Origin of the sequence: Bacteroides sp. GM023 (genome assembly GCF_014750685.1) — a bacterium.
GTDB lineage: Bacteria > Bacteroidota > Bacteroidia > Bacteroidales > Bacteroidaceae > Bacteroides.
Map to the genome: position 1 here is coordinate 852,917 of NZ_JAAXGE010000002.1, position 25,616 is coordinate 878,532.

The following is a 25,616-nucleotide window of genomic DNA, read 5'->3' on the forward strand; positions in this document are numbered from 1 at the left end:
CCGGATTCTATAAAAAGTATTAAAAAAAACAGAAATGACTACTGGGCGCCCTTATTTTCGTGTCTATATATTATATAACCTGAAATGATAACTTATTTCTTATATCATAAATAAAATATGAAACTCAAAGCAATGTTACTTGGTTTGTCTATGATGACCGCACTGCCTGCCTTAGCGCAAAAGCCGGTGTATCTGGATACGAACAAACCAATCGAAGAGCGAGTGAAAGATGCGTTGAACCGGATGACCCTTGAAGAAAAGGTCAAGATGATTCATGCACAGTCCAAATTCAGTTCGGCAGGAGTGCCCCGCTTGGGAATTCCCGAAGTATGGGCGACCGACGGTCCTCACGGCATCCGTCCCGAAGTGTTATGGGATGAATGGGATCAGGCAGGATGGACAAACGACTCTTGCATCGCTTATCCCGCCTTGACTTGTCTCTCTGCCACATGGAATCCCGAAATGTCCCACCTTTATGGACAAAGTATCGGTGAAGAAGCACGCTACCGTAAAAAAGACATCCTTTTAGGCCCCGGCGTGAATATCTACCGTACTCCCCTGAACGGACGTAATTTTGAATATATGGGTGAAGACCCCTACTTGTCTGCCACAATGGTAGTTCCTTATATCAAAGGAGTACAGGAGAATGGGGTAGCGGCCTGTGTGAAGCATTACGCGCTGAACAACCAGGAATTCAACCGCCATACTACTAACGTACATCTAAGCGACCGTGCCCTGTATGAAATATACCTGCCTGCTTTTAAAGCTGCCGTTCAGGAAGGCGGAACATGGTCGATTATGGGCTCTTATAATCTTTATCAGGGACAACACGGCTGCCACAACAAACGCCTGCTCAAAGACATTCTTCGCGATGAATGGGGCTTTGACGGCGTAGTAGTGTCCGACTGGGGTGGTGTACATGATACCGAACAGGCTATCTACAACGGCTTGGACTTGGAATTTGGTTCATGGACAAACGGCCTGTCTGCCGGAACAAGCAACGCCTATGATAATTATTATCTCGCCTTCCCTTACCTGAAACTGATAAAAGAGGGTAAAGTAGGAACCAAAGAACTGGACGAAAAGGTAAGTAATGTCCTTCGCCTGATTTTCCGTACATCAATGGACCCGAATAAACCATTCGGTTCGTTAGGCTCTCCCGAACACGGACAAGCCGGTCGTCAGATAGGCGAAGAAGGAATCGTCCTTTTGCAGAACAACAATAACGTGCTGCCTATCGACCTGAATAAGACGAAGAAGATTGCCGTTATCGGTGAAAACGCCATTAAGATGATGACAGTGGGCGGTGGTAGTTCTTCCTTGAAAGTGAAGTACGAGATTTCCCCGTTGGATGGATTAAAGAACCGTGTAGGCTCGCAAGCCGAAGTGGTGTATGCCCGTGGCTATGTAGGCGACCCGACAGGAGAATATAACGGCGTGAAAACCGGTCAGAACTTGAAAGACGACCGTTCGGAAGATGAACTTCTTGCTGAGGCTCTGCAAGTGGCTAAAGATGCGGATTACGTTATCTTCTTCGGCGGATTGAATAAGAGCAACCATCAGGATTGTGAGGACTCAGACCGTGCTTCTTTGGGCTTGCCTTATGCACAGGACAGAGTAATCAGCGAATTGGCAAAGGTCAACAAAAACCTGATTGTTGTCAATATCTCCGGCAATGCGGTGGCTATGCCTTGGGTGAACGAAGTTCCTGCCATCGTTCAGGGTTGGTTCCTGGGCTCGGAAGCCGGAACGGCTCTTGCTTCTGTATTGGTAGGCGACACTAACCCTTCCGGAAAATTGCCTTTCACATTCCCCGCAAAGTTGGAAGACGTGGGTGCTCATAAATTAGGTGAATATCCGGGCAATAAGGAGGAACTGGCAAAGTCGAAACACAGAGGGGATACAATTAACGCAACCTACCACGAGGATATCTTTGTAGGTTATCGCTGGGCGGATAAAGAGAAAATCAAACCGTTGTTCCCCTTCGGACACGGATTGAGCTACACCACGTTTGCTTACGGAAAGCCTTCGGCTGACAAGAAAACAATGACAGCCGATGATACGATTTCCTTCACTGTCAATGTGAAGAACACCGGCACACGTGAAGGACAGGAAGTTGTCCAGCTCTATATCAGCGATAAGAAATCTTCTCTACCCCGTCCGGTAAAGGAACTGAAAGGTTTCAAGAAAGTAAAGTTGGCTCCGGGAGAAGAGAAAGCCGTCACATTGACGATAGACAAAAAAGCTTTGAGCTTCTTTGATGATGCAAAACACGAATGGGTAGCCGAACCGGGCAAGTTTGAAGCAATTATCGGAAGTTCATCAAGGGATATGAAGGGAATTGTACCCTTTGAATTAAAATAGGTATAAGTATTTGATTGGTAAAAATGGATTGTTGGGAGAATGTTACTGTCTTATCAAGATGGGAGTAACATTCTCCTTTTTCTTTGAAAGTTTTCTAAATTGCTATTAGAAAAGATGGTTTCCTTTTGGAATTCAGCAGAATAATTGTGATATTTGCATTAACGCAACCGCTGTTACAGTAACCGCTGTTGCGTTAATTAATAGATAGCTTATGAAATTCTACGATAGGAAACATGAAATAGAGATATTGCAAGAGATTGAAGAACTCTCTTCCGAGTATGCACAGATGACAATGATGGTAGGTCGTCGTCGTATTGGTAAGACTACGCTTTTGAAGAACGCGTTTATGAAGACTCCTGTGCTTTATTTTTTTGTTGGGCGAAAAAACGAGGTTTTGCTTTGCGAAGAGTTTGTCAATGAAGTCGAGATGAAACTGCATGAGACTTTGGGGCAGTTTACAAGCTTTTCTCAATTATTTAAAGTAATCATGCAACTTTCCAAACGTTTGAACTTTACGTTGATTATAGATGAATTTCAAGAGTTCAGAAATCTGAATCCATCCGTATTCAGTGATATGCAGAATATTTGGGATTCAACAAAAGAGGAAAGCAAGATTAATTTGGTACTTTGTGGATCTATTTATTCCATGATGAAACAAATATTTGAGAATGCCAAGGAGCCTCTTTATGGTCGGGTGACTTCCCGAATACATTTGAAACCTTTTGATATGTCCACCTTAAAGGAAATACTACATGACTATCATCCCCGATATACGTCAGAAGATTTGTTGGCATTTTATATGATAACGGGTGGAGTTGCGAAATATATTGAGCAATTGGTTGTACGCAAAGCTTTTACTAAGGATAAGATATTAAATACGGTGCTCGCAGAAGGTTCCTATTTTCTGGAAGAAGGAAAAGATGTGTTGATAGAGGAATTCGGTCGGGATTATACAAATTATTTTTCTGTTTTGTCATTGATAGCTTCGTCCAAAACTTCCAGAGGGGATATTGAGAGTACGTTAAATATGCCTGTAGGTGGTTATTTGGATAAGTTGGAAAATGAGTATAATTTGATTAGACGTACACGCCCTTTTATGGCTAAGGAGGGAAGTCGGAACAATAAGTATAAAATAGAAGATAACTTTCTTCGGTTTTGGTTCAGGTTCGTCTATAAATATCGTAGTGCTGTTGAGATTGGCAATTTGGATTATGTACGTGAAATTGTTGAGCGGGACTATGAAACATTCAGTGGAAGCGTATTGGAAAAATATTTTCGTGTTTGTCTGGCTGAATCTAAGGAGTATTCTGATGTACAAGGTTATTGGGATAGAAAGGGCGAGAATGAGATTGATATTGTGGCAGTGAATGATTTCGAAAAGCGTATGTTGATAGGTGAAGTGAAAAGGAATGAAACACGTATTAATTTACACATCTTAGAGAATAAAGCGGTAGCGATAGCTCAACAATATGCCGATTATCAGATTGAATATCGTGGGTTCTCATTAAGAGATATGTAACTCTTTAATAGTTTACAAACGAAGGTTCACAAGTTTCACTTCTCGCTGAACAACTATAATCCAGAGCGTTATGGTGAAGAAAAGCATAAAAATCAGCATGCACTAGCCTTCACACCCTTCACCTGTTTTTTTAAATATGCTATAATCAAAAACGAATATGCTTATAGCAAAAATCATTATGCTATAATCAAAACGAAATATGCTATAAGCAAATGTTCTGTCAGCTATTAACACTTGAACTGTCAGGTATTAATACCCTGTACCTAGGATATTAATACCTGAGTTGTTGGGTATATATATCCAAGACGCAGGATCTATATATCCAAGACGTTGGAACTATATGTCCAACACATTGCATCTATATATCCAATAAACGTTGTAAGGCAACCTTATACGATGTGAAGGAGGTGAAGGACGTTTTCTTCTATATTTAATGCTTTACGTCACCATAAGTCGCTGATTTATAGCTGTTAATTCAAAGGTGAAATCTGTGAACCCTCTAAATGCTTCTTATAGTTGTAGATTCGTTCTCGGAAGTCTTTATTGAGTTTATTACTATGAACTTCAAAATATATTGATTTTCTTTTTCCTTTTCTGATTTATATCTTATCTTTGTAATGCTCTTTTTCAAAATCACACAAGGCTGGAAACCTGCCTTGTAATTGTGGCAGGCATTTTTATGCCTGTCCGGTTCATTCTATATGGGCGGTTCCGCACCCCCATGTAGAGTGTTAATGCACCTGCTGCCTTGTGTGAATGAGAAAAGAGCAATGGGACAGGCGGAACCGCTTCTTTTATTTTCTAAAACTACCTTTCTGTTTCGCCCCATTGAACTTAATTTATTCACCGTTTAATTAAAATTCTTATGGAAGAAGTTTTAAACAATCAGCAAGTTCGCCCGGGGGACGCAACTCAATTCATGCATGCCATTTTTTCATCAGATGATGAAATGATGACTTTCTATCTGACTCTCAATCGTTTTATTAATCCTGAAAGCTATTTGCTGGAACGCACAGATCGAAAGCGACTGGAAGATTTGGCTAAAGTACTTAGATGTAATGTGGCAGCTTTCGATGCCATTCGTTGTTATAAGTCTATTAGTGTGAAAGAGGTGATTAAAGGATTCGGGACGTACATGATGGACACATTGGTTTCCAAAGCCAATCGTCAGCAAGGTGCCGATATGGTAGCTGTTTTAATGAATTGTATCATAAATACGACTAAAAACTATTGGCAATTTAAGAAGATGGGTTGGACTAATGACATACATCTTCTAAATGTTAGATACTTGCTGAATCGGTTGGATACAGAAACCTTGGATACAGAAACCTTGAATACAGAAACTTTGGATACAGGAACTAACGAAGAGAAAGATAGCGAAACAGTAAACGTATAATGACTACCGAACTACACTCTATCATCCCCTATTTTCAACTAAAAATTAAGTGATAAATGATAGATAAAATAGAGATGTAACCTAAGAAAAAGCATCTGTAACCTGTTCGATAGAAAAGGAGCTTACCATTTGGTGCTCCTTTTTTTTATTGTCGTAACTTTGCCTACAGACAAAATGATTAAAACAAACTTTTATGAGAAACGCATTCATTTGGATTTTATTTCTTTCCATTTTGCCTCTTCAGGCACAGCAGAAACTTCCGTATTTGCAGAAACAAGGAAGTGCCACTCAACTTGTTGTAGACGGAAATCCTTTCTTGATTATTGGCGGTGAATTGGGAAATTCTTCGGCTTCATCCATCGAAGACATAGAACGTATTTTCCCAAAATTACAACGTATGGGATTGAATACGGTTTTAGTTCCTGCCTACTGGGACTTGACAGAACCCACGGAAGGTGCATTCGACTTTACCTTAACAGATAAAGTGATTCAACAAGCTCGTGCGAATGATTTGAAAGTCGTTTTTCTTTGGTTTGGCGCCTGGAAAAACTCCATGAGTTGTTATGCTCCGCTATGGTTCAAGAAAGACTATAAGAAATATCCCCGTGCCTATACGAAAGCCGGAAAACCGCTTGAAATAGCCAGTTCTTTCTCTGAAAATGTATTCCAGGCAGATAGCAAGGCTTTCTCTGAATGGATGAAGCATATAGCAAGCATTGACAAAGAAGGAACAGTCGTCATGGTTCAAATAGAAAACGAAATCGGAATGTTGGAAGATGCCCGCGATTACTCCAAGGAAGCGGATAAACTGTTTAATGCACCTGTTCCGCCCCTTTTCATCGACTATTTGCAGAAGAACAAGAAGCAACTCCACCCTGAAATGCTGGCAAAATGGGAGAGTCAGGGATTCAAGAAGAAAGGGACTTGGCAGGAAGTGTTCGGTGCAGATGTGTACACGGATGAATTATTTATGGCTTGGTCATATGCCCAATATGTGGAACGGATGGCTAAGATTGCACGTTCTATTCATAATGTCCCCCTGTATGTCAATGCTGCGATGAACAGCCGCGGAAGAAAACCGGGTGAATACCCGTCAGCAGGGCCATTGGCTCATTTGATAGACGTATGGCACTACGGTGCCCCCAACATTGATTTCCTGGCTCCCGACCTGTATGATAAAGGTTTCGTGAATTGGGTAGCGAAGTATAAACTGCACAATAATCCGCTCTTTATCCCGGAAATACGATTGGAAGATAACGACGGTGTACGTGCTTTCTATGTATTTGGCGAACATGACGCGATTGGTTTCTGTCCTTTCTCTATCGAAAGTGGTTCGGACAAGGCGGACTCTCCTTTAGTACAGAGTTATGGCAAACTGAAGGAGTTAATGCCTTTATTAACCAAATATCAGGGCAAAGGAATGATGAACGGCCTTTTGTTTGACGGTGAGAACAAGGAACGGATACTGTCATATGATGATTTGGAAATTACCTGTCGTCACTATTTTACTCTACCTTGGGATTCTCGTGCCCGTGATGGTAGTGTATGGCCGGAAGGCGGCGGAATTCTGCTCCGCCTGGCTCCGAATGAGTATATCGTTGCCGGAAGTGGATTGGTTCTCGAATTCAAGAAGAAAGGAGAGGATAAAGTGAAAAGTTCACAAGCACTAGGTGAGGACGGCTTTGTCAGTGTAGGCGGAAAGGTGCAAAAACAGAATCAGGAAAATACCTGGCAAGGCAGTGTGCGGGCAGGTATTGGTTCCGTAGACGAAGTGAGTGTCAACAAAGACGGTTCCTTGAAATATATCCGGCGTTTGAATGGCGACCAGGATCATCAGGGGAGACATGTACGTATTCCCGTTGGTGAGTTTAGTATTCTGCATGTGAAGCTATACGAGTATAAGTAAAGAGGGCTGAATAACAAGGATACTGGCGACTTATCTTATTTATTTGTAGCCCTGTAGGTTTTCATCTTTTTTAGTTCGGTTATCAGAAAAAAATCGTAGCTTTGTCATAACTAAAAAAGATTGATATGGAACAGCAGGATAGATATATACGCTTTGACTGGGCTGTAAAGAGACTCCTTCGGCAGAAAGCAAACTTTGGTGTACTAGAAGGCTTTTTAACCGTTCTTCTTGGAGAAGATGTGAAGATTATTGAACTGCTGGAAAGTGAAAGTAATCAGCAGACTATTGATGATAAATTTAATCGTGTAGACATTAAAGCTAGAAACAGTAAAGATGAAATTATCATTGTAGAAATTCAAAATACCCGGGAACTGTATTACTTGGAGCGTATTCTCTATGGAGTCGCAAAAGCAATCACAGAGCATATTTCCCTTGGTGAACGCTACTATGAGGTGAAAAAGATTTATTCTATTAGTATTTTGTACTTTGATATAGGCAAAGGGAATGACTACTTATATCATGGACAAAATAGCTTCACCGGAGTACATACCGGTGACCATCTTGAAGTGACTACCAAGGAAAAGGATGCCCTTGTCCGTAAACTTCCTGCAGAAATATTCCCTGAATATTTCCTGATTCGTGTAAATGAATTCAATAAAGCGGCCGTCACTCCTTTGGAGGAATGGATTGAGTATCTGAAAACGGGTTGTATCCGTCCCGATACCAAAGCACCAGGCTTGGGAGAAGCTCGTAAAAAACTAATTTATTATAATATGTCTCCGGCAGAACGACATGCTTATGATGAACACTTGAGTGCCATTATGATACAAAATGATGTATTGGATGGGGCGAAATTGGAAGGTAGAATGGAGGGACGCGTGGAAGGTCGTGCTGAAGGACGTGTAGAAGGATTGATGGAAGGCAAAATAGAAATTGCCAAGAACTTGAAATTAAAGGGATTGGATATAGACACTATCCATGAGGTTACCGGATTGTCATCAGAAGAGATATTGAAATTATAAGAGTGCGTCAAAAGTAGAATTGTATCATTTTGTCATGCTTTTGACGCCTTTAATAGAGATATTATTGATATAAAATAAAGCTAAACAAGTTTGCTCTAATCCTACTCTTACTTGTATGCTTAACGTTTTCCTTGTATGCTTAACGTTTCCCGAGTACGAGCAAACTTTCAGGCCCCATATTGAACAGCAAATCTATAATGCTCAAATTGGGAAGAAAGCCTAGTTTGGACTCAAAAACCTGATAATAGGACTGCGGGACAAATTCTGTATCCGCTGTCCGAAAATCTTTCTTAGGATGAATAACTTCCCGGAAATCGACTTCTTCGGGAGTGAATTCTATCTTATATTCAGAGGTACGTTCCATATCAGGATGAATATCTATCAGTTCGCAGACCAACCGGCAAATTTCTTCGTTGAAATCGACCAAAAACTCATATTTCTTCTCATAGAAAGGGCGGAAATCGTCCTTGTAGTATTCAAAGAAAGGAGTGCTGTTGTAAGCTGATTCAATCGCATTCCAATGCAAGTGTCTCCAGTTACCGTGGTCGGAGATGCGAATGTCTTTCATCGGACATTTCAGTGTATCGGGCTTTACTGTCGGGATGGAAAGAGCTAACTCTCCGCCAGGACCGGCAATCGTGCAACGGTTACGGTACGTCTGTTTGATATAGTGGTCATGCTGCTCTACGAATACCTTGTCGTAAGCCAGTAATTTAGTATAGTACTCAACAGGAGCGAGATAAGCTGAAGATAAATAAGCTGTTTTCATTTCTTTCATTTTATGCGTTCGGGCGTCTTTTATTTTACCGTTCTGAAGAAGCGGTTCCATCGGTATCCGTCAAACAAGCCTGTTCCTTTTTCCTTGGAAAACCAAATGACAGAGGCTTTCCCGATGATATGGTCTTGCGGGACGAATCCGAACAGGCGCGAATCGGATAAGTTGATGGTATTGTTTGCCCCCATCCAATAGTAATCTTTAGTGAAATAACAATGTTGTGAAGGTTTTCCGTCTACGTATAACGTATCGTTCTTAATTTCCGCCTGTTTGCCCTCATGCATTACGAGAGTATTCCGCAGTAAGGTGATATTCCAGGGATATACCCGGATATATTTCCCTTTGCCGGGGATAATCAGCGGTTTCAGTTCAATATCTTTTTTTCGGGATAAAGGCTGTAGCCAGTTTTGCTCGTTCATAGCCTGCTCCAACAGGTAATATTCATACCGGCTGAAACTGCGTACATGAGTGCTGTCACTGCTTCCCATCAGTCCGTCATCGGTGATGGATAGTGTGTGCATGAGCGAGGTAATCAAGTTTTCTTTGGAGACAGGGTAGGCGTAGAGCCTTTTCTTGTCGGGATTGAGCTTCGATTCGGGAGAAGTGGCGGAGAAAAGGGAATCTACCAGTAAGGTATCACCCGGAACGCCGATACAACGGCTGATATAGACTTCCCGGCGGTCAATGACCGGCTGCCGGATACCGGCAGGATTATTAAATACAACGATGTCTTGCTGCTGCACGGGACGTTCGCCCCAGCGATGATAAGAAAAAAGCGTCATAAAAGGAACCCGCAGTCCGTAGCTCCATTTATTGACTAAGATGCGCTCGCCTTGGAAAATGGAGTTCTCCATGCCGGCGGAAGGGATAAGGCAGGACGTAAAAGCAAATCCCCGGAGCAGAAGCACGACGACTACTGCTCCGGCAAATGCTAATATCCATTTGTATTTACGAAAGTTTATCATATTACTCTAATCTCGTATATACGTTTATCCACGGGAAAGCCGGACTCTTTATCGGGAATTTTAGACGCGTCTAAAACATAGAATCTGCTTAGTCTACCCACTTGAACAGGCGGTTCCAACGAATCTTGCCGTCAAACCATCCGCGGTCTTTGTCAAGTGATAGCCATACAACAATAGGTTTACCTACTACGTGGTCTTCGGGAACGAAGCCCCAGTAACGAGAGTCGGCAGAGTTGTGACGGTTGTCACCCATCATCCAGTAATAATCCATCTTAAAGGTGTACTGGTCGGTCTTTTCGCCGTTGATGTAGATGCCGTCAGGCTTGATTTCCAGTTTGTTGCCTTCGTAAGCTACGATACAACGTTCGTAGATAGGAAGATTGTCTTCTGTCAGAGTAATGGTAGCTCCCTTGGCAGGAATCCATATAGGACCGTAGTTGTTGCGGTTCCACTTGGTATAAAGATTCAGCGGATACATTTGTCCTGCATAATCTTCCGGTTCCATTACGATTTTGCTGATAAGTTTTTTATTGCCTGTCAGGCTTTCATACATCTTTTTGGTCAGCGGGAGATGATATACGGGGTTCAGTCTGCCTTGTGCGTTCCGGCTGTCCAGTCCCATTTCCAACAGTCCCATTTCCCAACCGGAATCCTCAATCAGCATTTGGTCGGCTTTGCTGATACCCAGTTCGCGGAACATATCGTCTGTGATATACGGGCCGGTGGTCTGTACGAAATAGTTGAATTGCAGGTTTTCGGGATTCTCGATGGCTTTGCCGTCAATCATCACTTGACCCTCTACAATCTGAAGCGTATCACCGGGCAGGCCTACACAACGTTTTACGTAATTCTCGCGGCGGTCTACCGGACGCCATAAAACTTCTCCGTAGCTGCGTGGATTACTCATAATCTGCTTCCGTCCGGCAGCATAGTACAAATCATAAATGGCACGTTGCTGCGCGCGGGTCAGGCTGTCCATTTCAATTTGTTTGGGGTAGATGCGTTGTCCTTCGCCGTAGGCGAGTGTATAGAAGTCTGTAGCCTGCTGGTAATTGACAGCTACCGTATCGCCTGCCGGAAAGTTGAACACAACAATGTCATTCAGCTTCACCTTGCCGAATCCCGGAACCCGTTTGTATTTCCATTGCAGCCATTCAATATATGATTTGGTATTGACGAGCGGCAGTGTATGTTGTGCCAGTGGCATGGAAAGCGGAGTGTTCGGTACACGTGGACCGTAACTCATCTTGCTCACATACAGGAAGTCGCCTACCAGCAATGATTTCTCCAGGGAAGAAGAAGGAATCTGATAGTTCTGGAAGATATAGATATTGACGAAGTAGACGGCTACCAACGCAAAGACGATGGCATCTACCCAGCTCATAACGCTGCGGACAGTCGTATTCTTCGACTTCTTCCAAAAAGACCAGGGTATTTTCTTGGTAATATAAATATCGAAAATAAAGGGAACAACAATCAATCCCCACCAGCTTCGTACCCAAAGCAGGAAGACGAGATAAAGTAGGATAGCAATGGCGCATTTAATCCATTGTGCGCGTGTGGCTTGTCTCATAATGGTATATTTATTTAGAACTAGGTTCTGAAATTTAGTCGTTCAGGAACGGGAATAAATCACTCATACCCAAGTAGCCTTCGTGTTGGGCTGTATATTCGGCAGCCAATACGGCTCCCAATACAAATCCGCCACGGCTCTTGGCATCATGCGTGATAGTTATGCTGTCTACATCAGACTCATAGCGAACGGAATGAAGGCCGAAAACTTCTCCTTCGCGGATAGAAGCGATAGGAAGTTCGTCGGCTGCGCAATCGTTGGTTCCGCTGACGGTACCGTCCGGTGCTGCGAATGTTCCTTTCACCCATTTGTCCTTGCGGTCTATATTCTGTAAAATGCCTTCAGCCAGTGTGATAGCTGTCCCGCTGGGGGCATCCAGCTTGTGGATATGATGTGTTTCACTCATCGTGACATCATAACCGGGGAACTGGTTCATTATTTTGGCCAGGTACTTGTTAAGGGCGGTAAAGATGGTAACTCCCAGGCTGAAATTGGACGACCAGAAAAGTGTCTTTCCCCCTTCCGTACAAAGTTTCTTGATTTCTTCGCCATGCTCTTCCATCCATCCGGTGCTGCCTGATACCAGTTTCACTCCGGCCTTGAAAGCCTTTATATAATTACTGTAAGCTACCATCGGATTGGTAAATTCTATGGCTACATCGGCAGATTTGAACGCTTCCGACTCGAAGTCATTCTGATTATTGACATCAATGATGCAGACGATTTCATGTCCGCGACTACGGGCAACCTTTTCTATTTCCTTGCCCATTTTTCCGTAACCGATTAGTGCTATTTTCATTGTTTTCTGACTTATATTCAAAATAATAGTCGCAAAGATAAGATTTTTATTACATTTGCAGCGCACATTAACGTCTTGTTAACATGGAACACCTTCTCCACTACGTGTGGAAACATAAATTATTTCCTCTGAAAGTACTGCAAACCACGAAGGGCTTACCGGTAGAAGTTATTGATTCCGGTCTTCAAAATCCAAACGCCGGCCCCGACTTTTTCAATGCAAAACTAAAAATAAACGGCACTCTATGGGTGGGAAACATAGAGATACACTCACATGCTTCAGACTGGCTTCGCCACGGACATCATTGCGACAAGACTTACGATTCGGTAATTCTCCATGTAGTGGGAGAAGCGGACGAAGAAATAGCCCGCACTAACGGCGAACAGATTCCACAACTTGTATTAACCTGTCCTGAAGATGTGAAATCCCATTATCATGAACTTTGCACTGCTGACCAGTATCCCGCTTGTTACTCCGTCCTTGCTTCCTTGCCCAAACTTACCATCCATTCCTGGCTGACTGCCTTACAAACCGAACGATTGGAGCAAAAGGCTCAATTAATATCACAGCGTCTTGAACATTGTAACAACAATTGGGAAGATGCTTTCTTCATCACTATCGCTCGCAATTTCGGATTCGGACTGAATGGGGATGCTTTTGAAACATGGGCAGGTTTACTCCCGTTCCGCGCAATGGATAAGCACCGCAATGATTTATTCCAGATAGAAGCCTTCTTCTATGGCATGGCAGGACTGCTCGAAGATACGTTTCTGAATAAGGAAAAGAATAAGGGCAAAAATAAGGAAAAGAGTCAAGAAAAGAATAAGGGACAGGAAAAAGTACAGAATAAAGAACAAGAAGACGAATACAGTCTTCGCCTTTGCAAAGAGTTCCGTTATTTGCAGCGAAAGTTTGAGTTTAATCAGATGATGGACGCTACATTATGGCGTTTTCTCCGGCTTCGCCCGGAAAACCTTCCTCATATCCGCCTGGCACAGCTGGCTTATCTTTATCAGAAAGGAGATAAGCTGTTCTCTCGATTGCTGGAAGCTGAAACATTGCCGGAAGTCAGGGAGTTGCTGACTACCCGCACTTCCGCTTATTGGGAAAGTCATTTTATATTCGGGCGTATCTCCCCGCAAAAAGAGAAACCGTTGGGAGAGAGGTCGAAAAACCTGATTATCATAAATACGGTGATTCCTTTTCTATATACCTATGGCTTGCATAAAGCGGACGAGCGGATGTGTGAACGTGCCGGTCGTTTCTTGGAAGAGCTGAATGCGGAAGATAACCATATTATTCGTTCATGGAGCAACGCCGGGCTACCGGTAGCTTCTGCTGCGGATAGCCAGGCGTTGATACAGTTGCAGAAAGAGTATTGTGATAAACGAAAATGCTTATTCTGCCGTTTCGGATATGAATACTTGAGAAAGAAGTAACCGTCATGTTACTTCTCCAGTTCTTTGTAAACAGCGTTCAGTAGCTCATTCGTCATTACAGGTCGGGGAGCCTTGCGGTTTACAATGTTTCCCTCCTTGTCTATCAACATATAAGTCGGGAAAGAATGAACTTCAAGGTATTTTTCAATAGCTGCCTGTTGCTTGTCCGGTAAGTTATAGTGGGCGGAGCTTTTGCCTGTCAGATTATACTCTTTGATGATGTTTTTCCATGACTTATCCGACGAATGATTACAGAGATACAAAAAAATCACATCTTTTCCGGCAAATAACTTTTTCGCGTTTCCTGCATATTGCATCATGTCTTTACATGGACCGCACCAAGTGCCCCATATATCCAGATAAATAACTTTTCCTTTGTATGGCTCGATGATTTTGCGGAATAGCTGTTCTCCGTCCGTTATATCCTCCAGCGGGGCATTAGGCATCAGGCTTTCAGGATATTCAATTGTTTTCTTGGATACTTCGTCGTATTTCTGCTGTTGGGTTAAAACATAAGCCTGCAAGGAAGGATTCGTTACTTCTCTTTTAAATCTTTCGATAAGGCTGTCGGGCAGTTCTTTGTGCGTGTACTGGAGCATCTCATAATAGCAGTTTGTTTTTAGAATCTCTTTCAACTCCTTGTCCATCTGAAGGGAGTCAATGATTGCTATATTGGCGTTGATTGAGTTTACATACATACTTCCTGTCATATATTCATTAAAAAGACCGTCTTTGGCTATGAGTTGCTCTATTATTTCCAACTGAGGTTTGATGATGGTTTCCTGCTCCTTTGTATAAGCTGCAATGGTTGCAGAGTCAGCTTTGGCAGCTTCCAGTTCTTCAATCTTTTCCTGATATTTACTGAAGTTGCGCAATGCACTTTTTTCTTCTTCGGATAATCGTATCTTACCTTCGGCTTCGAAAGTGTAGTAGAGTTTCTCTATTTTTTGAGGAGATACGTTCATGTTATTGGATGACGGAGTAATATCGCTGATATAACCGATATAATCTCTCATAAATGAACCATAGTCTCTGAGAAGTGTATAGGGGCGTACAGGGTTTGAGTAGAAAGCAGAGTCTATATAGCCCATGAATCCAGTTTCCAAATGCTCCCGTTTGTTACGGTCCACTGAAAAACGGCGCTGCATCAGGCCGGATGCAGCCTCATAACGAATGTTCTGTTCCATGTAGTAGCGGTATTTGTCAGAAAGTAACGGATGTTCCTGAAGTGTCTTTTCCCGGAATTCTGTCTTATGACGGATGATTTCCTTTCTTTTGCGCAGATAGTCCAGATTGCTCATTTTTTTCCCTTCTTCATAACCAATGTATTCGCTAAGTTCTTTGTGCGACAGAAGTTCATTGAGTATGCGCGCTTTCTTTCCCATGAAGAACTTTTGATTGTTTGCGTAGTCTACATATAGAAAATAAGTTTCTCCCGGTTCTACCGCCGTCCAAATAGTGGTACGTCCCCAGTCGATAAAGACGTTATGGCTGTTCAATACGGGAAACCGGAGTGTAAATCGTCCTAATGAGTCGATGTCGGTCTGATATTTTTGCTCTTTATCGGTAATCATGTCGGGTATGGCAACATCGAAGGGCTGCGGAGAAGGAAGGCTCCGTAAGTATCCGGTAAGGGTCACACTGTCTGTCCGGTATCCGTTGTCAAGAAATGGGGTGGTATCTGCCAGCGGATAGTCCGGCAGATGTTCGTCGCTGCATAGGATATATTTTTGCGGGTTTTCCTTTCCGAAAGCCAGGTTGCAGGATGTTTTGTTCTTGTGTTTCAGGTGTATGGTTAAGCGTTCTGCACCGTTTTTCAGTTTGACGACAGTTTCATCCTTTTGCGTACGTATGGATTCGTAATCCCAAAATTGGCATTGGTAAACGGCAAAGTTCTCGAAGAAGCCAATCGTCCATTCACCTGTTGCCTGGTTCACCCAACATCCGGTGATGGCATATATTGCAGGGTTGGAAGCAATGGGGGATACTTTTTCGTTCTTTAGTTCGGCTGCCACATTCATCGTTCCGGGGAAAGGAAAGCTGAGATAAATCAGTTTATAGAACTCTCCGCTTTTTACAAGCAGGCGGTATTCTTTATTGAGAAAGTATCCGACCGACAGGATGTCCCATGTCTTTCCGTCGTATAATAGTTTTCCGTCGCGCATAAATTCATAAGCGATTTCGCCGCTTAGACCTTTGACCCATTTTTGATAGACGATGTCCGGCAGAGTGGTTGGGGTAAGGAGAGTGGTATGGTCAGGCGTTTGTTTGCGGATACAATGACGGGGCTCTTTCCAGCCTTGATACCAGAGGTCGGCACTATCATTGCCGGTCAGGGTAAGCCGGAAATCCATCTTATCTCCTTTATAGTTGCGTAAATGGAAAGAATAGCTTTCATCGGACTCTTTTGTCATTTGTTCTGCATAAAATACTGTGTACAAGCATTCTACGAAGTTTTCTCCAATGAGAGGACCTTGCCAGTCAGATACGTTGTCGGTTTTGAACTGCCAATACCCCCGTAAAGATTCGGGTATTGTCTGAAAATTGTTGGATTGGGCGAATGTGATAGTTGAAGTACAACATAGTAGCAGAACAACCCAAAGGCGAAAGTGATAAATGTGTGTCATAAGTATGATGGATATAAGATTACACTAATTATAATAAATACCCTGTAAAGATAGTCATCCCCACATTTGATTCCTTTGATTTATACTTGTTTAACTAACGATGAGGCATCTATTTCGTTCCTCCTGTGTATGGACATATTGAACTTGTGATTATCTTTGTGCCCTGAATGATGGTACTTATATTACAGGAATAAACCGTTAATATTATATATTTATGAAAGTGAAAAGGTTTGCATGTTGTCTGCTAGTCAGTGTGTTGCTAATGAGCGTATCTTTGATTTCTTGTGGCAATAGTTCCAAAACCAAGGCGGAGAATGAGATAGCGCAATCCGGTGAAGAATTTAAGGCATTCCTGGATAAGTTTACTTCCAGCGCAACATTCCAATATACCCGTATCAAGTTCCCGTTGAAAACTCCGATTACTTTATTGGCGGATGACGGCGAAACAGAGAAAACATTCCCTTTTACCAAAGAAAAATGGCCATTGCTAGATAGCGAGACGATGAAGGAAGAACGCATATCACAGGAAGAAGGCGGTATCTATGTTTCTAAGTTCACGGTGAACGAACCTAAACATAAGGTGTTCGAGGCGGGGTATGAAGAGTCTGAGATTGATTTACGTGTTGAGTTCGAACTTCTGTCTGATGGAAAATGGTATGTAGTAGATTGCTATACGGGTTGGTATGGCTATGACCTTCCTGTCGGAGAGTTGAAACAGACCATAGCGCATGTGAAAGAAGAGAATGCGGCATTCAAGGAAATACATCCTTAAAAGTTATAAGGAGTTGTCTGACAAGACAGCTTTAAAATGATTTCCCCACGTTACAGACATTTGTAACGTGGGGAATTTTGTAATTTGCAGACTTGTTTGACAGCCCCTGTCTCTTTTTCTTAAGGTTCTCCCACGTAGTATCCCAGTTCGGATTCTTTTCCGTCCACCATTTCCCTGACAATACCGTTTTTAGTGTTGAACTCTTGGTAGAGTTCTTCGTAGTCGCGCGTATAATCTGCGTCCGGCACTACGTTGACATCAAATTTTAACTCGGCTTTCCCGTTGGGGAGCATGTTGCCGTAAATCCGGATGCGGTGAACGACTTCGCCTACATTTTTAATGCTGTTATAGGTCGCTTTGAATTGTCTGACACCGTCTTCGGGGATGATGATATGCGAACTTTTGTCCAGGATGATACAGCCGCAGGAAGGTTGCATCTCCGAGATAATCAAAGGGGCATCTCCTGTATTGGTTACGGTGAACATGATGTCAAGCTGTTGCCCTTGTTTGATAGGGTAATAGTGCCTGATGGAATCCTTTACGGTCATGCTCGTAGGCTGAACTTCCTTTTTACATCCTGCGAAGCAGAAAGGAAGTACAGTCAATAGGAGGATATAGAATATCGATTTACTCATAGTTGCCAATCTTTTTTATAATATCATTTCTTTTTGGGCTCTTATGGGATGAACGCGATTTCATCCATGCCAATTTGAGCTCCCGGTTTTTTTGTACCGGTGATTTTTATGCTTAACCGCTCCGTTCCGTTCAAGTCAACGGGGATAACGGCTTTTACCATTTCTCCCTTTTCAACGGAATCATCCGGGCTTAGGTTTATTTTCTTATAGCTTGCTCCGTCTCTCGATACCTCGATTTGTTGCGGTGCATATATGCGATGCCTGGGGAGATTCAGGAAACTGATGTAAACTGTTCCCGATTCATTGATTTCTTTCACAGGCAAGTCGATGGTACATTCTTCCTGCGGGAAGATAATCCAGCCGCAATGATAGTTGTCCGGTAGACCGTGTGTACCGTCTGTAAGTCTTTTTAGACTGTTCTTGTTCGTTTTGGGAGTGGAAGACGGGGTAATTCCCAGGAATGAGTCTTTTTTTATGTCGGAAGCAAGTATATATTGCTCCCATTCCTTTATATAATAGTCGATTTCATTGGCCGACTCATTATAATATTCCATTCCGGAGAATGCTTTATGTTCTTTGAGTTGGGTTACCCATTTCCGCGCTTGGGGAATTGCTTGGATTCCTTTCCCATTCCGTTTGGCATATCCGTAAGCATCGTAACTGTGGTCGCGTCCCATTTCCAACCGTGTAAAAGACAGGGCTGTCTGAAGTTCATGTAGCTTCTTGCGTTCTTTTCCTTTGGCATCGGATACAAAATCGCCCATTTCATCATAGAATTTGATGAATTTCTCCGGATTGAGATAGGCACCTTCCGATTCCCGGATTCCTGCATAAAGACCCAGCTTCTTCCCGGATTGGGCGCTGTTTTCCAAATCAATATAGTAATCACTCAACCACTTCTTTGATGCGGGATATTCCTGGTTGAAATAGTTTCTGATTAAATCGTCTACCGCCTGTTCGGGATTAATAAGGAGTGCTGATAATACAAAAGTCCTCATTTCATCGAAAGAAGAATAGCTATATCCGCTTCCATTGAAGAAGATTCCGCTGGCTCCGTTTTTCTTGAAGAATTGGAGTCTTTGTTGGGCTATCTTTAATATGGGGAAAGGCGTAAGGTAATCATCGAAATTATTGATATAATCCCATATATAGATGTTCTTTGTTACTTTCTTCCAGTTCTCCAGTTGCTGGGCAAATTTCTTTTCCTGTTCGTCCTTGCCGTCTATCCGGCGGAGCGGGAAATCTATGGCGCTGACCATTACTCCTGCGTTGGCAGGGAGTTGCTTATCTGTGGCTTGTTGTGTGCTTAGATAAGAAGTGGTAAAGAAGAAATGCTTGGGAAAACGTTGTGCCAGGCGGAGTACCAGCTCAGTGACGGCAGGTGTTGCGTTCTTCTCGGTATTTCCCAGGGCTGTACAACTGGCGCATGTGCAGGCATATGGATTGTCATCCGGTGCGATAACAAAACGGGAATTCCCCTTTTCACCGAAGTTATTTACGATATAGTCTTCAATCTGGGTGTACATTTCGGGGGAAGAGAAACAAAGCTGTGAGTCGTCTGTCTTTCCATGAATGGTTGCGTACACTTTGTCTGTGTTGTCTCCCAGTACCTTTCGCAGGTTGTGTCCCCATATACCCCAGCTATCGTCAAAGTTGTTGAGTCCCATCACTCCCGTATAGTCGGAATTCAGGCCGGCCGGTGAATAGATACTTTGATAATCGAAAGCAAAAGTACCGCAGGTATCTGTCAGGTTGAGCAGTGCCGGCGGCAGGTCGGAACCGTCTATGCGCGGGTCTTCCTTGCTTATCTTTTTTATGAGCTGATATTGCAGCCATAGCATTTGCCGGTCGTCGGAAGCCGTCAATTTTATATCTGCTCCTTTGCGGGAGATTCTGAATCCTTCCTGTGCTGTAGGGTCTATCTGTATGATGACATGCCACATCTCTTTTTCGGAGACGCCAAAAGCCACCATTTCATCGTCATTTGCACGTTTCTTGAGATGCTCGTACAGGTATTTGGCCCATCGGGTATCTCTGTCGGTCGGGTCTTCACCAATCGTTATGAGGTATCCTTCTTTCGATGGAAACATCTCCGTACGTGCCTGCATGCGGCAACCGGATAGCAGACAGCAAATGCATATCATTCCCGCCAATAGGGGGTAGAGTTTGTCAGAATGAGATATAGATTTGTGCATAGATGTTGTATAAGTTTTTATAACGTGTCGATATGGACTCTATTCGATTGAGCGGACTTGTCCCTCGCACTGTATTCGTTTGGTTATAATAGGTATTCCAGGTGCCCATCAGGCCTATGGTAATGTTGGGACTAACCATGTATTGTCCCCCTAAGCCCACCATGGTATTGGTGTGCGAGAAAGAGCCGGGCAGGGCATAATCCAGTACGGCTGTTTCCGGTGCCGAACCGATGCTTGCCATAGCGTTGATATTCGTCTTTCCGTCATTGGCGGGGAAATATTTAGCACCAATCTGGGCATTGTAATAGAAGTTGGAGTTGAAGAAGTGCAAATCCAGTTTCGTATTAAGCCGGACTACCTCGATGGTCTTGGCTACCTCTCCACCGATGGTGAGCAGGTTTGTCTTTGACTCGTCCCAACCGGTGAATAAGAACCCATTCTCTCCGTTGCTACCGGCAAAGAAATCGTCGTTCCATTCGTAATGCTTGTTGTAAGCGGCTACGCGTCTGTATCCCACGTGCGCGCCTATTTCCCAATCATTCTTGAGATAATGTCTCAAAGCAATATCGGCGGTAATGTCCGGGAAATATTTGGTAGCGAGGGCTGCGTTGACCGTAGCACTCCATTTGGGCGAGAAGTGATGTGTCCATTCGCCTTGTACCTGGATGCCGACCCCTCCCGGTGTCTGTTCTTCGGCTTCCATGCTGTCGCTTGCCGAACCGCTTCTTCCGGCATAGTTGAGACGTCCCGTATAGGTGTTCTTTTGGTTCTTACGGGTGTACTCGGCACTTGCGACAGAAGTGATGATGTCTTCTTCTCCGTAGCGTGCACGCAGATAAGTCAATGCTATCTCATTCTTGAGCATCATGCTTCTAAGACCCGATAAGTGCCGTTGGAATGAGCGATATTCCATGATGGACGGCTCATAAAACTTCTGATAATAATAAGCTGAATCGGCCTGTCTGTTCGCTTCGTATACTACTCCCTTGGTGTACTTCAACGACCTGTTCTGACTGTCGTAAAGCAAGGCTGTATCGAGTACGGCGAGCGCTTTCTCCGGGTCTTTCGCTTTTGTCAGTTGCAAGGCACGGTATTCACTGCTTTGTGAGAATGCGCCGATAATTTCTTTGTTGCTCGGGTATTTGTTAAGTATCGGCTTCAGGAATTCAAGGGAGGCTTCGTATCGCTTGTCACGTTCAAGGATGGTTGCTCTCTTGGCTTGATAGAACGGTTCTTCAGGATAATAATTGATTCCCTGTTCCGTATATTTCTCGAATTCATCGTACTTTCCTAGTAAGCCGGCCGAGTTGATAGCATACCGTAATCCTAAATCGCTCGATGGATTCAGGCTGACGAGTTTGACAGCTTCACTATATGCTTTTTGTGTAGCTCCCGCTTCCATACACTTCTTGATGTAAGGAACGGCCAATTCTTCATATCCGATGACATAGAAGATGCGCATATCTTCATCACTTTGCTCGATGGCGGATAAATAAAGTTGCAGGGCTTCTTCGGTTTTATCCATTTTATCGAGAATAAATGCCCTTTTCAACGTACCATTTTCATATTCCGGGAAATGAAGTGTGATGGTATCCAGGGTAGCCAATGCTTCATTGTAGCGCTTCATGTTAATGTAGCAACTCAGCGCTTTTTCCCATGCCGCACCATTGACTTCATTGTCAAAATGCCTTTGGGAAACAAACAACACATGCGGTAATGCTTCTGCATACAAACCGAGTTCCATTAGCTTTTCCGCCTTCTTCATGTGCTGCGCGGACATGGCTAAAGTGACGTCATAGTCATCGGGATACATATCATACAACTTCTTCAAGGCTGAATAAGCAAGGTCGTCCTCGTTCATCTGACGATAAAGCATGTATTCCTTATACAGGATGCCTTTATCCGTGTTGCCATATTGCTTCTTGGCTTCTCTGATATAAAAGAGTGCATCGTCAGTATATCCCCTTGTCACCGAAGTATTCAGCAGATAATCCAATGCTTCTTTATTTTTATTACCACCTTCGTAAGCCATTCCATACAGAACATAAGGGTCTCTTTGCTTTTCTGCACGGGCGGCTTCCATCAACATTTCGTTGTACATACGGCGTATGGCTGGACTGTTGTTTCTTCTCATTTGCTCGCGCATAAATGCCAGCGCTTCAGGATAACGGGTCAATTCACCGAGGATAGAAGCTCTTTTTACAATAAGAGCACTGCTTCCGGGAATAGCGGCCAAGCCATTGGAAGACCATCCTAAAGCAGCTTCCTTGTTACCTTCCTGCAAGTGCAGGTTGATAATGTCCAGGTAATATTCTTCATTATCAGGAGAAATTTTGATTAACTCTGTCAATCTTTCAATCGCTTCTTTCCGGTTGCCACCTTTCTTCATCTGCTGATAGCCGATTTCCATGCTATAGATATAATCTTTTCTTAGAATAGTGTCATTCGGGTAAATCTGGTTGATTCGTTTCAGCAGGCGATCGGCTTCCACGTCGTTATTCTGCTTGCGGTATAATTCGATTTTTCTCCGCCACAGCCCTCTCCAATACGGATTCACTTCCAAAAGTTCGTTTACATAGCAAATCGCACTGGAATAGTTCTCCGTTATATCTTCTACGTCTACCAGCAAATGCTTGGCATTGACATTATTGTAATTATCATCGACAGCTTTTACAAGATGGTAGCGTGACTGGTCGTAGTTCTTTTCATGGAACCAGTATTTGCCCATGAGCCATTCAAGATCAGAAACATTCGGATATTTCTGAAGACCCTCGTCCAATATCTCTTTCCCCGCTTCCCACTCCTCGTTTGCAAAGTGCTCCTGTACAATCTGGGCATATTGCTCCGGTGTCTGGAAGCCCTTGTCAGTCCCTACGGAAGAGGTGATTAGCAAAAGCAGACAACCTAATATGGTAATCTTATGGAGAAATTCTCTGTTCATCCTATCTTGTTATTTATATCTTTCTAATTTATTTAAATCGCTGCCGGTTCGGGTTTTATAGTTGCGTCGCCGGTTTCAGTGCTGCTTCCTTCTTTCTGCTTGAATCCTGCACGCTCCATCTTCTTCCACTTAAAGTCTCTTTGGGTCAGGTAACTGAAATATCCTCTCAAAGAACAGAAAGTAATAATCGGATGGTAGAAAATCGGCTCCAATATGGATGCAATGATAATCCACAAGTATTCATACCCCCTCTTATAAAGCATCCCGACGTAATAATCATAGGTGATAACCACGATGGAGAGGAACTGGCAGAACGTATAGATTGTCAGATAAATCACCCATGCCGTATTCCAGTTTACAGCTCCTGTAAAAGCTAGGTAGATGAATACAGTGAGACCTACGAGTTCGATGATCGGTGCTAAAAACTCAAATATAAGCATATATGGAAGGGTTAGCAACCCCATCTGTTTATAAGTTCTTTTGAAGATCATCTTATGATGAATACTCAATGTCTGAAACAAACCACGCGCCCAACGGGTACGTTGACGATAAAGCATCGCCAGGTTAGGAGGCCCTTCCGTCCAACAACAAGTGTCGGGAATCTGTACAATCTTATAAGGGCGGGAGAAGTCGCACATGTATCCTACCATGCGGGTAATCAAGTCCATATCTTCCGCAAAGGAAGTACCGTCATATCCACCGGCCGCAATAGCTACAACGCGGTCAAAAAGACCGAATCCACCGGAAACATTCGGCATACCATTGATAGCTGACCATCCCATCTTGCCAATCAAAAAAGAACGCATATATTCCAGATTTTGGAAGAGTGGAATTGGAGTACGCGGAGTTTTTACATCCACAATCTGCCCGTCTTTTACCACACATCCATTGGCCATAAGCATGGTTCCGCTTACTGCGATTACCTGTTTCTCTGAAGAGATGATCGGTGAAATGCAGCGATAAAGAGCGTATTTTTCCAAAATACAATCCACATCCGTACAAATAAAATAAGGATATGAAGCTACATTGATACCTGCGTTGGAAGCATCCGCCTTGGTTCCGCCGTTTTCTTTGTCAACAGCGATGAGCCGACTGTATTTCGGGTTGTTGGACTTGAAGAGCCTTCTAAAAGGCTTGGTCTTGATTCGTTCAATATAAGCATAAGGAACTTCTACCAAATCATAATAGTCGATCATCTTTTCCAGAGTAGTGTCCGTACTTCCGTCATTTACGATGATAACCTCGAAAAGCGGATATTCCAATGCAAGCATGGAGTTGACATTGTCGATAATGGTCGTTTCTTCATTATAGGCAGGCGCAATCACCGAAATACCCGGTGTATAGGGAGATTCTTTGATGGTCTTTCGTACATAGCTCTCTACGTAGTAGTCTTTTCTCCGTTTCAGGGAAACGAAGGAGAGGAAAGCGAATGTGACGAAACTTATCGCTAACATACTCGTATAGAAGAATACGAAATAGTTGAAGAATGTAAATATAATATCTTTCATACTTTCTAGTTTAACTGGTTGATTAATGGGTGCTTTGTATGGGCGAATAGTATCGCACTGTGAGAATCAGCTTTTTTCTCCAATTGATCGAATGTTCTTCGTCCCATTGCGCTATAATCGTATAGAGCTTTCAGGATGACACGCTTTGTTCCCCAGTTGTCTGCTTCGTCGTAAGCATTGTAAAGAAAACCTAAAGATTTATCTGTTTTCAGGTCTGCCACCGCCGTGATGATTTGTCGTTTCACCTCTTCCGGTTGCACATGATACATTTCAATCAACTTAGGTTCAATCTCTTTATATTTTAGTTTTCCTAAAGTTCTTATCGCTTCCCCCCGTATTTCCGTAGAACGCGCATTGATTTGTTTTGCTAAAATCGGAGCGCTATCTGTTTCATTATATAACCTGATTTCATTAATGAAGAATATTTTCACATTTTCCTCGGCCGAAGTGTTTACCCATTTAATGAAACTTGGCGTATTGTAACCCACTTTCTTACGATGTTCGAGAATGGCATGTAATTCCATCATATCCCATTGCCTTAACTTCATACTAATATCTTCGTCGAAGAAACGGAACGGGTCTCCCTGACTTAACCACATATAAGTATAGCGTGCGGAGTTTCTCAATTCTATTTCGCGATGGTGGAGGAAACGAACCAATACAGCTTCGGAAGCATATCCATTGATAGACTGAATAAGTTTTAAAGATTGTATCTTGGATCTTTTGGAACCGAACTGTAGTTCACGTTCAAGAAAACGTGTTATCTGGAATACGGTTTGTATCGCTTGATAGTTAAGTTCATTGATTTCATCTTCGTGTATACTCTTTATTTCTGTTAAAAGTTGGGTGATGATGCGCAACTCGGTAGGCTTGGGACGTTTACGTGTATTATAGTCTAGCCTTTCTGCTATTTCTTCTTCACTCAATGTGCTTTTGTCCAGTGAAATAGCTTTCATCTCTTCATAATACTTATCGAAAGCTTTATTATACCTCCGTTTCTCTTTTCTTCTTTTAAAGATGCCGTATATGATATGAAATAACAGGAACAAGTACACGATAATGCAGAACATTACAGCGATTGAGCATATTCTTATGATCAAAGGATACCCAATAAACTTATAGTATATCCAATAGAAATAATATTCTATGAAATCTATGCCAAATAAAACCTGATCCATTT

17 protein-coding genes are annotated in these 25,616 nt (G+C 42.9%); 7 read left to right on the plus strand and 10 right to left on the minus strand.

The window, feature by feature from the left end:
* Nucleotides 1-117: 117 nt before the first annotated feature.
* From HC965_RS05765 to HC965_RS05785, 5 genes are all read left to right on the plus strand, one after another.
* Nucleotides 118-2,364 (plus strand): glycoside hydrolase family 3 C-terminal domain-containing protein, encoded by a 2,247-nt coding sequence (locus HC965_RS05765; protein WP_191030557.1) that lies wholly within the window; start codon nt 118-120, stop codon nt 2,362-2,364.
* Between the two features lie 211 nt (nt 2,365-2,575).
* Nucleotides 2,576-3,883 carry an ATP-binding protein gene (locus HC965_RS05770; protein WP_191030558.1) on the plus strand — a complete coding sequence of 436 codons (1,308 nt, stop codon included), beginning with the start codon at nt 2,576-2,578 and terminating at the stop codon, nt 3,881-3,883.
* Nucleotides 3,884-4,748: 865 nt separating this feature from the next.
* Nucleotides 4,749-5,279 carry a hypothetical protein gene (locus tag HC965_RS05775; protein WP_223854735.1) on the plus strand — a complete coding sequence of 177 codons (531 nt, stop codon included), beginning with the start codon at nt 4,749-4,751 and terminating at the stop codon, nt 5,277-5,279.
* A gap of 193 nt (nt 5,280-5,472) precedes the next feature.
* A complete protein-coding gene (locus HC965_RS05780; RefSeq protein WP_191030559.1) occupies nt 5,473-7,185 on the plus strand; it encodes a DUF5597 domain-containing protein in 1,713 nt (570 codons plus the stop codon).
* Between the two features lie 125 nt (nt 7,186-7,310).
* Complete coding sequence (locus HC965_RS05785) at nt 7,311-8,207, plus strand: Rpn family recombination-promoting nuclease/putative transposase (RefSeq protein ID WP_191030560.1); 897 nt, start codon at nt 7,311-7,313, stop codon at nt 8,205-8,207.
* Between the two features lie 139 nt (nt 8,208-8,346).
* Here HC965_RS05785 and HC965_RS05790 read toward each other — a convergent pair whose 3' ends face one another.
* The 4 genes from HC965_RS05790 to dapB form a co-directional block, all read right to left on the minus strand.
* Nucleotides 8,347-8,985, minus strand: a complete 639-nt coding sequence (locus tag HC965_RS05790) for a WbqC family protein (RefSeq protein ID WP_191030561.1) — start codon at nt 8,983-8,985, stop codon at nt 8,347-8,349.
* 20 nt (nt 8,986-9,005) lie between these two features.
* The gene (gene lepB, locus HC965_RS05795; RefSeq protein ID WP_191030740.1) at nt 9,006-9,944 is read right to left on the minus strand and encodes a signal peptidase I; all 939 of its coding nucleotides are present in this window, start codon (nt 9,942-9,944) and stop codon (nt 9,006-9,008) included.
* A 91-nt stretch (nt 9,945-10,035) separates the two neighbouring features.
* On the minus strand, nt 10,036-11,520 hold the full coding sequence (gene lepB / locus HC965_RS05800; RefSeq protein ID WP_191030562.1) for a signal peptidase I: 1,485 nt from the start codon (nt 11,518-11,520) through the stop codon (nt 10,036-10,038).
* 34 nt (nt 11,521-11,554) lie between these two features.
* Nucleotides 11,555-12,319, minus strand: a complete 765-nt coding sequence (gene dapB / locus HC965_RS05805; protein ID WP_191030563.1) for a 4-hydroxy-tetrahydrodipicolinate reductase — start codon at nt 12,317-12,319, stop codon at nt 11,555-11,557.
* Nucleotides 12,320-12,402: 83 nt separating this feature from the next.
* On the opposite strand from dapB, the gene HC965_RS05810 reads away from it, so the two are divergent.
* Nucleotides 12,403-13,758 (plus strand): DUF2851 family protein, encoded by a 1,356-nt coding sequence (locus tag HC965_RS05810; protein WP_191030564.1) that lies wholly within the window; start codon nt 12,403-12,405, stop codon nt 13,756-13,758.
* An 8-nt stretch (nt 13,759-13,766) separates the two neighbouring features.
* Here the strand turns inward: HC965_RS05810 and HC965_RS05815 are convergent, their stop codons facing one another.
* Nucleotides 13,767-16,385 carry a thioredoxin-like domain-containing protein gene (locus HC965_RS05815; protein WP_191030565.1) on the minus strand — a complete coding sequence of 873 codons (2,619 nt, stop codon included), beginning with the start codon at nt 16,383-16,385 and terminating at the stop codon, nt 13,767-13,769.
* Nucleotides 16,386-16,599: 214 nt separating this feature from the next.
* Here HC965_RS05815 and HC965_RS05820 point away from each other — a divergent pair, with 214 nt between their 5' ends.
* Nucleotides 16,600-17,157 (plus strand): DUF4348 domain-containing protein, encoded by a 558-nt coding sequence (locus HC965_RS05820; protein WP_191030566.1) that lies wholly within the window; start codon nt 16,600-16,602, stop codon nt 17,155-17,157.
* A gap of 119 nt (nt 17,158-17,276) precedes the next feature.
* Here HC965_RS05820 and HC965_RS05825 read toward each other — a convergent pair whose 3' ends face one another.
* Genes HC965_RS05825 through HC965_RS05845 form a run of 5 tightly spaced genes read right to left on the minus strand, consistent with a single transcriptional unit; the run spans nt 17,277 to nt 25,614 of the window.
* A complete protein-coding gene (locus HC965_RS05825; RefSeq protein ID WP_191030567.1) occupies nt 17,277-17,792 on the minus strand; it encodes a DUF1573 domain-containing protein in 516 nt (171 codons plus the stop codon).
* A 41-nt stretch (nt 17,793-17,833) separates the two neighbouring features.
* A complete protein-coding gene (locus tag HC965_RS05830) occupies nt 17,834-19,987 on the minus strand; it encodes a DUF4838 domain-containing protein (protein ID WP_191030568.1) in 2,154 nt (717 codons plus the stop codon).
* Nucleotides 19,962-22,928 carry a hypothetical protein gene (locus HC965_RS05835; protein ID WP_191030569.1) on the minus strand — a complete coding sequence of 989 codons (2,967 nt, stop codon included), beginning with the start codon at nt 22,926-22,928 and terminating at the stop codon, nt 19,962-19,964. The genes HC965_RS05830 and HC965_RS05835 overlap by 26 nt, the downstream gene beginning before the upstream one ends.
* 32 nt (nt 22,929-22,960) lie before the next feature.
* Entirely contained in the window at nt 22,961-24,436 is a 1,476-nt protein-coding gene (locus tag HC965_RS05840) for a glycosyltransferase family 2 protein (RefSeq protein WP_191030570.1), read from the minus strand.
* A 5-nt stretch (nt 24,437-24,441) separates the two neighbouring features.
* Nucleotides 24,442-25,614, minus strand: a complete 1,173-nt coding sequence (locus HC965_RS05845; RefSeq protein WP_191030571.1) for a HEAT repeat domain-containing protein — start codon at nt 25,612-25,614, stop codon at nt 24,442-24,444.
* Between the last annotated feature and the right edge of the window lie 2 nt (nt 25,615-25,616).